Source organism: Streptomyces mauvecolor, assembly GCF_039532965.1.
Taxonomy (GTDB): Bacteria; Actinomycetota; Actinomycetes; order Streptomycetales; family Streptomycetaceae; genus Streptomyces; species Streptomyces violascens.
This window is the reverse complement of sequence record NZ_BAAASQ010000080.1, coordinates 1-9,256: the sequence shown is the minus strand read 5'-3', so window position 1 is coordinate 9,256 and position 9,256 is coordinate 1. Positions and strand designations below refer to the sequence as shown.

The window sequence follows — 9,256 nt, the reverse complement described above, 5'->3', positions numbered from 1 at the left end:
GGGCCAACTCCGGTCTGGAGCTGGCCGCTTAGAAGATCTCCACAGTCCGAGGGGATTGACAGGGCGCCGCATCAGATAGCGAGCCATCGACCGTTCTGTGCTCGCCCCCGCTCGCGCGGGGTTGGCCGCGGCAAGGGTGGCGGCTTCGGCGCTGTGAATCCACACCGCAGCGCCCGCTTCACGGCGGACTCGGGCCGCCAGACCCAAGTGGTCGGGGTGGGCATGGGTGAGCAGGACAGCCTTGATGTCGCCCGGAACGGCACCGATGTTATCGAGACGGTCGCAGAGCTCACCCCAATGGGTGGGCAGTCCACCGTCGACCAGGACCAGCCCCTCCGGCTCTTCGACGAGATAGAAGTTGACAGAGTCGCCTCACTGATCGCTGGGGATCTCGGGATCGGTGACCTGGTTTTGAGGGTTGTTGGGGCTGGCTCCCGGCTTGTGGCCGGGGGCCAGCGGCTGGTGCGACGCAGCCTTTCGGGTTGCAGGGTGGTCGCCCGGCACCGACGGGGGTGGCAGCGCCGGGCGACGATTAGGGGGGAGCCGCTGGGTGCGGCCTCCACGGTGGGCGCGGCGTGCTGCTGCCGGTCCGGCCGTTCGTACTAGGCCCGCGGACGGCGGGCCCAGGTCTGGTTTTGCGACTACAGAGACCAGGAAGCCGTGTGTCCGGCGAGGTCAGTTCTCTGTGTTTCCTTCTGTTCCGGGAGTGCGTCGGCTTTCTCGGGCCGGTGGCGTATGGGCTGTGCTCGCCGAGGGGGTGTGAAGCTCTGGGTTTCGATGTGCGTTGATTTTTCCTCGCTTGGACCGGGGTGGCTCGGGGCACGGTGTGGGTGTCCGGCCGAGCCAGTGCCGGTCATCCGTACCAACAGGCACTCCCTACCCGCGAGTTGGGGTGCCGTGAGCTCGGGGGTCCCCATGTCCGGCTTCGATGAGTTTGGGAGGTGCCTCCCACGAGGTCAGGGTTTCTTGCGGTGCTCGTGCACCGCGTCGAGACTCTCCACCCGTGAACTCTGTCTCAATGTGTCGGGACGTCACGGTGGTGCCTCAACTGCCATGTCCCTGCCGGCCTTGGAACGACGGGCGCACCCACCCATAGGTGGCGGCAGAAGATCGGGAGACGGGGTGTGAGGCGTACAAGGCCGTACTCGTCTGGGAGGGCACCGTCGTCGAGCACGCTCTGATCAGACGCTCCTGGCCGCTGCATCCTCGTGCCCCGTCGATTCGACGGCCACAGGAGGCTGTGCGTTGGCGTCGGTCGAGCGCCAGGGCAGCTTGCCCTGCGTCACGGCCAGCACCGCGCCCAGCACCAGCACCAGCGCCCCGGCCCCCTGGAGCCAGCCGAAGGACTCGTTCAGGAGAAGGGTGGCACACAGTGTGTTGATGACGGGGACGTTGAACATCATGAGGGATGCCTTGGCCGGGCCCACGGTTTTGACTCCCCGGTAGTAGAGGAGGTTCGCCACGGCGGCGGCACCGACCGCCAGGAAGACGACGTTCAGCCAGACGCTGGTCGGCAGTTCGCTCCATGCCACATCGGCAGCGTCGGGGGCCGCGAGGACGCCGAGAAGCACGGCACCCGCACAGGTTGCGTACGTCGTGGCTTTCAGCGGCTCGATGCCCGCGAGGACGCGTGGTCCCGCCAGAGTGTAGGACGCCCAGCACACCGCGCTCAGAAGGAAGAGGGCGTCGCCCCAGAGGCGGGACGATCCGCCGCCTCCGCTGCCGCCGGCCCCGATGAAGAAGATCCCGGCACCGGTGAGCCCGAGGGCCAGGCCGGTGACGCGTGCCCAGGTGGCCTTCTCCTTGCCGGTCAGCAAAAGGAACGTGCTGGTGAGGACTGGGCTCATGACCGGGATAAGAATCCCGGCATCCAAGGACGGGGCCAAGGACAGGCCCCAGAAGAAGAATCCGTTGTAGGCGAAGACACCCAGCACGCCCGCGCCTGCTGCGAGCCATCCGTTGCGGGCTGGTACGCGCGCTGTACGCCTGCCGACTGTCGCGACGGCGAGCAGCAGGGCCACGGCACCGCCGCCGAACCGCAAAAAGGCTCCCACGGAGTGCGGCACGTGCTCCACGACTGACTTGGAGCTGGAGAAGGAGCTTCCCCAGAGCACCATCGTCACCATCAGCAGCGTATACGGATTGCTGAACCTACTGGTCGTTCCCATGTGCTGACCCTGTCTGACGGTGCCCCCCTCTGACTTGAACGCTCGTGCGCGGTCACAATGGGTCCATGCGGAACGGAGACGGCTGGGTGCGGTACTGGCGGGACGAGGCCCGTGATCTGGAGGCCATGCACGCCCACTTCGTCGATCATGTGTATGCGCCGCACAGCCATGACACCTTCTCCTTCGGCATCACCGATCTCGGCGCGCAGACTTTCCGATGTCGTGGGGCGCACCACACCAGCGGGGCCGGCATGGTGATGGCGTTCAATCCCGACGAGGTCCACGACGGCCAGGCTGCCGCGGAGTTGGGCTATCAGTACCGCATCGTGCACATCGGCCCGTCGGTGGTGCGCGACACGCTCGGTGACGCGGCTGGTGACGGTTCCTTGGGGGTGATGCCTCTGTTCGTCCGGCCCGTGCTGACGGATCCTGTGCTCACCGGGGCGCTGGCCCGTCTGCACGAGGCGCTGGTGCATGGCTCGCGCGATCTGGTGCGGGAAGAGCTGCTGACAACCGCCGTTCTTGCGCTCGCGGAACGGGGCGCGACGCAGGCGCCACGAAAGAGGTCGCTGGAGGGGGCGGCGCAGCGTCGGGCCGCACTGCGGGCGCATGCCCTGCTGAACGAGGCGTTCCTGGAACCGATATCGGCGGACGAGCTGGCTGCGGTGGCCGGCTGCAGTCGTTTCGCGCTGTACCGGGCCTTCCGTGCGGAGTTCGGGATGGCGCCGAGCGACTATCAGCGTCTTCTGAAGCTTCGTCGGGCCCGGCGTCTCCTGGCTGATGGGCTGTCACCGGCGGATGCCGCAGCATCCGCCGGCTTCTCTGACCAGGCCCACTTCAACCGGTGGTTCAAGCGTGCGTACGGCATTACTCCGGCGGTCTACCAGCGTGCTGCGCACTGACTGTTTCGGCACCTGACAGCGCCAGTGGCGGGGCTTGAGGGGTCTGCTCGGGGGTGGTGGACGGGCGGGGTGGTGGCTCGCGCAGGGCTCCGGTGGCTTTGAGCAGCGGTGTGGTCATCACGGTGGTGGCGAGGGCCACGAGGGTCAGGAGCCCGAGCATCTCCTTGCCGATGATGCCCGCCTCGTGTCCGATCTGGAGTACCACCAACTCGGTCAGTCCGCGCGCGTTGAGCAGTACGCCCAGGGTGAGTGCCTCCGACCACGGCAGCCCGGTGAATCGTGCGCACAGGCTGGGGCCGACGACCTTTCCGACCGTCGCGGCGACCAGCAGGCCGAGGAGGACCAGGCCGGCCCCGCCGTCCAGGCGAAGCGAGCCCAGGTTGACGCTGAGGCCGAAGCCTAGAAAGAAGAAGGGCAGCAGCACGGTCTTCGCCACGCCCGCCAGGGGTGCCACGGCTGCGCTTGCTGCCCGGTTCTTGTGCGGCCAGATCAGGCCGACCAGGAGTGCGCCGATGAGCTGGTGGATGCCGAGGGCCGCGGTAAGGGTCGAGGTTGCCCCCACTGCGACCACGAGGAGCACCGTGAGAGTCGGCGCCGTGGTGGGGGTGCTTGTACGGTCTGGCAGTTTGGCCAGTAGCCGTCGCAGCGGCCCCACGAAGAGGGTGACGACGACGACCACGGCCAGGGCCTTGCCGATGACGGATGTGAAGTCGCCGCCGTGTGCGAGTGAAAGGATCACGGAAAGGATCAGCCAACTGCCCCCGTCTCCTACAGCGGCCGCGAACAGGCTCAGTTGGCCCGCTCTTGTCCGGGAGATCCCCAGGTCGCTCAGGATGCGTGCGAGCACGGGGAAGGCGGTGATGCTCAGTGCGCAGCCGATGAACAGGACGAAGGCGAGAGGGTGTACGTCTTCGGCCATGTAGTCGTCCAGGAGCGGCAGTGCGACCAGGGTGCCGGCCGCGAACGGGACGAGCAGCGACGACTGGCTGATCAGCACGGCGCGTGGTGCGGCACCCCGTAGACGCATGGACGCGAGCTCCTGCCCGACCCCGAACATGAACAGCACGAGGCCCAGCTGGGCCAAGCCGTTGAACATCGGGACGACGGTGGGCGGAAACAGCCATTTGGTCAAACCGGGAGCGACCGCGCCGAGCAAGGAAGGGCCAAGGAGGATGCCGCCGACTATCTCTCCGGTGACCCGTGGCTGCCCCAGCTTGGTCGCCGCGAATCCCAGTACGTGAGACGCCGCCAGGACTATGGCAACACCGAGGAAGAAGTGTCCAACGGTGTCCAGAATCGATTGTCCAGGGTTGGCTGATTTCCCACTGGAGGCCCTTCCGCCCACTTGAAGGACGGCGGCGGCGATCGCCGCGAGGGGCAGCAAAACGGTCAAGGCGACCGCAATTAATATGCGGAATCTGTTCCTCGCATGGCTGGATTCCGCCAGCTCAATCCCGGCCAACTCTCCCCCTGGGGTGGCTAGTTCACTTGAAGGACAACGCGAGGAGCTAACCCCAAGGTCAGAGCGATCGTCCACCCGGAGTGATCATGGTCACAGGGTATTGCCGTGCGCATATGACCATGTAAACGTTTCCCCCGTCGCGGACGGCGAGGGCAAGGGATCTCGCATATTGAGACGGTATTCGCGAGTAACGAGGGGGGAGTTAATGGTGCAATCGGATTCCTTCATTCGGGCCGAAGTTGGCCTGTTAGACCTGTTCAAAGAATCCGCAAATACGCACCCGGAGCGCTTCGCTCTATCTGCCGACGGCAGGCGATTCACCTACCGCCAACTCGACGAGTGGTCGGACACCATCGGGTGGCTGCTCGGAGAAAAGGGGGTGCGGCCGGGTGACCGTGTCGCCCTGCGCATGCTCCCCGGAGCCGACGCGGTCGCCGCCATGATCGGCATCCTCAAGGCAGGGGCTGCCTACGTCCCCCTGGACGTCCGGCATCCGCCGGCCCGGAAGAACTTCATCATCGGTGACAGTGAGGCAACCGCGATCATTGGTGACCCCGGTGACGACATCGCCGGCACCACGATCACCATCGTGATCACCACCGCGGAGATCGCCGGACTCGCCGACCGAGCCGGCCGAAACACCCCGGGCAGCAAGCCCGGCCCGCACACCGACGCCTATGTCATCTACACCTCGGGGACGACCGGCACCCCCAAGGGCGTGCCGGTCCGCCACAGCCACGCCGCCGCCCTGTTCACCACGTCACGAGCTGTCTTCGAGTTCGACGAACACGACCGGTGGCTCCTGTTCCACTCGATCGCCTTCGACTTCTCGGTATGGGAAATCTGGGGAGCCCTCACCACAGGGGCTGAACTGGTAGTCCTGCCCCACTGGGCCGCACGGTCACCGGAGAAGTACCTCGGCGTGATCGCCGACGAGGGCATCACCGTGCTCAACCAGACCCCGACGGCCTTCACCGCGCTCGCCGAAGCGGCGCTGCGCTCCGGCCGGGACCTGACCGATCTGCGGTATGTCATCTTCGGCGGGGAGAAGCTGGCAGCAGCCACGCTGCGCCCCTGGGCCAAGCGGTACGGCCTGGAGAGTCCCCGGCTCGTGAACGGTTACGGAATTACGGAGACCACGGTCTTCACCACGTTCCACGAGGTCAGCGAGGACGACCTGGACTCCGACAGGTCGGTCATCGGCACGGCTCTGCCCGGCTTCGGGCTACGGGTGGTCGACGACAGCGGCCGCGAAGTCCCCGACGGCGAGACGGGTGAGCTGTGGCTCTCCGGCCCGCAGGTGACCGAGGGATATCTGAAGCGGCCAGATCTCACCGGGGAGAAGTACGTGACGGTCGACGCCCCGGAAACCGGGGAGACCGTCCACTTCTACCGGTCCGGCGACCTGGTGCACCGTCTGCCCAACGGCAGCCTCGCCTACATAGGCCGCGCCGATCTCCAGGTGAAACTCCGCGGGTACCGGATCGAGCTCAGCGACATCGAGGCGGCGGTACGCCGGCACGAGGACGTACTCGACGCGGTCGTCCACGTACAGCAGTTCAAGGCCGGCGATGACCGGCTGGTCTGTTCCTTCGTCGCACGGGACGAGGCGCAGGCCCCCACAACTGCCGGGCTGCGCATCCACATCAAGGATCTTCTGCCCGCCTACATGCATCCCGCCCGCTACCTGCGGCTGCCGGAGCTGCCCAGCACCGTCAACGGGAAGGTCGACCGGGCCGCCGTCGCCCGGTCATGGAACGAAACGGTCGTCACGCATGAGTGAAATCAACCAGGACCAGCTGACTATCGACGACGCCCAGGGCCTGATCCTGGCCTGGGCCACAGAGCTTCTGGAAGAACCGGCCACGGCCGAGGACAACTTCCTCGACCTGGGGGGCCACTCCGTCCTCGCCCTTGAGCTGAGTGATCGCATCAAGGAGCGCTTCGGCGCCGAGGTCGACATCCAGGTCCTTTTCGAGCAGAGCCTCGGCGAGGTCGCCTCTCAGGTAGCTCGTCTCACCGGTACCACCGTACAGAGCGGATGACAGCGATGACTCTTTCTCAGCAGACCACGTTCACCCTCACCGACGCCGAACTTGAGAAGTTCGAGCGCGACGGCTTCCTCGGCCCCATCAAGATCTACGAGGTCGAGGAGATGGAGGAGCGGTGGAAGACCATCCAGCGCGAGCTGCGTGACCGCTCGCACGCCATCTACCCCGTGGGCGCGGGCAAGGCGAGCAGCATCTCCAACTATGACCGGCACTTGGACATCGACCTGCTGTCCGAGCACATCATGAAGCGGGAGATCACCGACCGCGTCGCATCGATCCTGGGACCGAACCTCCTGTGCTGGCGCAGCGAGTTCTTCCCCAAGTACCAGGGTGATGAGGGCACTGACTGGCATCAGGCAGCGACCTTCGCGCACGCCAGTGGCTCGCCGCAGATCCTGTGGCCGTCGCAGGACGGCCAGCCGGCCTTCGGGGGAACCATCACCGTCTGGACTGCGTTCACGCACTCCACGAAGGAGAACGGCTGCCTCCAGCTGATGCCCGGCACACACAAGTTTATGAACTACGACGAGTCGAAGGGCATGGACTACAACGCGGAAGCGTTCAACTCCCAGGAGAAGGACGGCATCAAGCGGGGCTTCTTCGGCTACGACTACCGTCAGCTCCAGAAGGACCCGAACTGGACGCCGGACGAGTCCCAGGCGTTCCCCCTGGTGATGAAGCCGGGTGAGTGCGTGATCTTCTGGTCGACCCTGATGCACGCGTCCCTCCCGCACACCGGGGCCAAGAAGGACTACCGCATGGGCTACGCCGCTCGCTTCGTGCCCACGCAGGTGCAGGTATACCCGGGCACCGACGAGGTGAGCGAGTACGGCGGCGGCATCGTACTCGACAACTACGGCACGGTACTCGTGTCCGGCGAGGACACCTTCGGGCACAACCGTGTTGCGAAGGAGAGCCAGCGAGGCTTCCAGTTCACTCCCCACCAGCAGAGCTAACGGGACCCTCAAGGTGGCGGCGGCCTCCAGGCCGCCGCCACCCGCCCCCTACGGGAGACGGATAGATGAAGCCCCATCCACTCGTTCTGCTTCACCACGCAGGCGGATCCGCAGCCTACTTCGAGCCCTTGGTGAAGGCGCTACCGCCGGAGATCCAGCCCCTGGCCGCGGACCTTCCGGGCCGGGGCCGCAGATGGCGGGAAACGTCCGTCACCACCATCGATGAGGCGGTCGACTCCCTCACGGACACCATTTCCTCTATCGACGGGCCGTTCTCCGTCTTCGGCCACAGCCTCGGCGCCTATGTCGGCCTCGCCCTGGCGGCCCGACTGGAGGAAACGGGAGCCCCACGCCACTGCACCACCTTGTTCGCCTCGGCGAACTCAGGCCCGCGGGGAGCCGCCCTCCCCTTCGAAGGCTCACCGCTCTCGACGACTGACGAGGAGATCTTCGAGATCACCACGAAGTCCGGGGGCGGCCTCTCACAGCAGATCCTCGACCATCCTCAACTACGCCGCAGGACCGCCGATCTCCTGCGCGCCGACTTCTCCATCTCCCAGTCGTTCCTGTCCAAGCAGCGTCGGACCGTCACCGAGGCAGACATCGTCGTGTGCTACGGCACTGACGACATGTTCACAGCCGATCAGATCGACCAGTGGCGCCTCAACACCACGGGATCGACAGAGGCCCGGGCCTTCCCCGGAGGCCACTTCTACATCGAGCAGAACATTCCCGAACTGGTAGAAACCATCGCGAGCTGCCTGTATGCACGGGCCACATGACTGAGGCCGGTATCCGCCGCCTCCTGGTCTCGCTGGTCCGCCAGGCCGGTGCGACTCAGAGGTTCAGCATCGGCGTGCGGCGCGTGGACGCTACGGGGCAGGTGCCCCATGTGGCGGCGTTGGACCGAGGCTTCCGCGTATCGGAAAGACGGCGCCGGGAGTTCCTCGCGGGCCGCGCCGCCGCCGCAGAGGCGTTGGCTCGCAGGGACATGCAAGGGTACAGCGTGTCCAGGACCGAGCGCGGGGTCCCGGTCTGGCCTCCGGGAGTGGTGGGCAGCATCTCGCATTCGCGTACCTGGGCCGTGTCCGTGGTCTTCGACAGCGACATTGCCATCTGCTGCGGCGTCGATATTGAGGAGGTCACCGCGGCATCGGCGGCACCATCGGTGGAGCTGCACTGCGCACGTGAGTCCCTGTACAAGGCGCTGTCCCCCGGCACTGGTCTGCCCTTCCGCCCCGAGCAGTGGCGGCTTCAAAGAAGCGGTTCCAAGGGGTGTTGGGCAGTGTCGGTCCCCGAGTCGTTCCCGGCGCACCGGTTGCGGCTCGCCCCGCGGCTGGTCACCGCTTTCGCCCCGCCCCTCCAGGCGGCGTTGACCCTCGCGCACCGGGCGGCGTGATGTCCCGGCATGGCTGCCACCGGATGCCCTCAACAGCCCTCACCTGCTGGGATCTTGGTCATATAGTAGGTCGATCAACATGCCTGGACCGGATGAGCGGCGTTTGACTCAGCCGTGACCGGTCCGGGGGCTCATTATGCGGATCACCCACGAACCGCCGTACGGACCAGGCCCGTTCGCGGATCATGAGGGATGCGGTCGCGGGCCCCAGAACCCAACACGTAGACCGACCGGAGTTAAGTCGCCGATGACATCACCGCAGTACCGCCAGGTGCCCGCCCAGGTAGACCTGCCCGCCCTCGAGCACGCCGTGCTCGA

The 9,256-nt window shown here is 66.3% G+C and carries 10 protein-coding genes; 7 read left to right on the top strand and 3 right to left on the bottom strand.

Annotation, left to right across the window (positions count from 1 at the left end; translation table 11 throughout):
• The coding region (locus ABD346_RS38755; protein ID WP_425583057.1) for an MBL fold metallo-hydrolase at window positions 1-309 on the bottom strand (309 nt) is incomplete at its 3' end.
• Here ABD346_RS38755 and ABD346_RS38470 point away from each other — a divergent pair.
• A complete protein-coding gene (locus tag ABD346_RS38470; protein WP_344380966.1) occupies window positions 223-606 on the top strand; it encodes a hypothetical protein in 384 nt (127 codons plus the stop codon). The genes ABD346_RS38755 and ABD346_RS38470 overlap by 87 nt on opposite strands.
• 575 nt (window positions 607-1,181) lie before the next feature.
• On the opposite strand, the gene ABD346_RS38465 is transcribed toward ABD346_RS38470, so the two are convergent.
• Window positions 1,182-2,168, bottom strand: a complete 987-nt coding sequence (locus tag ABD346_RS38465; protein ID WP_344380965.1) for a DMT family transporter — start codon at window positions 2,166-2,168, stop codon at window positions 1,182-1,184.
• 65 nt (window positions 2,169-2,233) lie between these two features.
• On the opposite strand from ABD346_RS38465, the gene ABD346_RS38460 reads away from it, so the two are divergent.
• Complete coding sequence (locus tag ABD346_RS38460; RefSeq protein WP_344380964.1) at window positions 2,234-3,070, top strand: AraC family transcriptional regulator; 837 nt, start codon at window positions 2,234-2,236, stop codon at window positions 3,068-3,070.
• Here the strand turns inward: ABD346_RS38460 and ABD346_RS38455 are convergent.
• Entirely contained in the window at window positions 3,036-4,415 is a 1,380-nt protein-coding gene (locus ABD346_RS38455) for a cation:proton antiporter (RefSeq protein ID WP_344380967.1), read from the bottom strand. The two genes, ABD346_RS38460 and ABD346_RS38455, sit on opposite strands and share 35 nt — an antisense overlap.
• A 322-nt stretch (window positions 4,416-4,737) precedes the next feature.
• Between ABD346_RS38455 and ABD346_RS38450 the strand changes: the two genes are divergently transcribed.
• The 5 genes from ABD346_RS38450 (at window position 4,738) to ABD346_RS38430 (ending at window position 8,938) form a co-directional block, all read left to right on the top strand.
• Window positions 4,738-6,315, top strand: coding sequence for an amino acid adenylation domain-containing protein (locus ABD346_RS38450; RefSeq protein ID WP_344380963.1), 1,578 nt, complete (start codon window positions 4,738-4,740; stop codon window positions 6,313-6,315).
• Window positions 6,308-6,577, top strand: coding sequence for a phosphopantetheine-binding protein (locus tag ABD346_RS38445; protein ID WP_344380962.1), 270 nt, complete (start codon window positions 6,308-6,310; stop codon window positions 6,575-6,577). The genes ABD346_RS38450 and ABD346_RS38445 overlap by 8 nt, the downstream gene beginning before the upstream one ends.
• A gap of 5 nt (window positions 6,578-6,582) precedes the next feature.
• A complete protein-coding gene (locus tag ABD346_RS38440; RefSeq protein WP_344380961.1) occupies window positions 6,583-7,539 on the top strand; it encodes a chlorinating enzyme in 957 nt (318 codons plus the stop codon).
• Window positions 7,540-7,604: 65 nt separating this feature from the next.
• Window positions 7,605-8,321, top strand: coding sequence for a thioesterase II family protein (locus ABD346_RS38435; RefSeq protein WP_344380960.1), 717 nt, complete (start codon window positions 7,605-7,607; stop codon window positions 8,319-8,321).
• Entirely contained in the window at window positions 8,318-8,938 is a 621-nt protein-coding gene (locus ABD346_RS38430; RefSeq protein ID WP_344380959.1) for a hypothetical protein, read from the top strand. The genes ABD346_RS38435 and ABD346_RS38430 overlap by 4 nt, the downstream gene beginning before the upstream one ends.
• The last annotated feature ends 318 nt before the right edge of the window (window positions 8,939-9,256 follow it).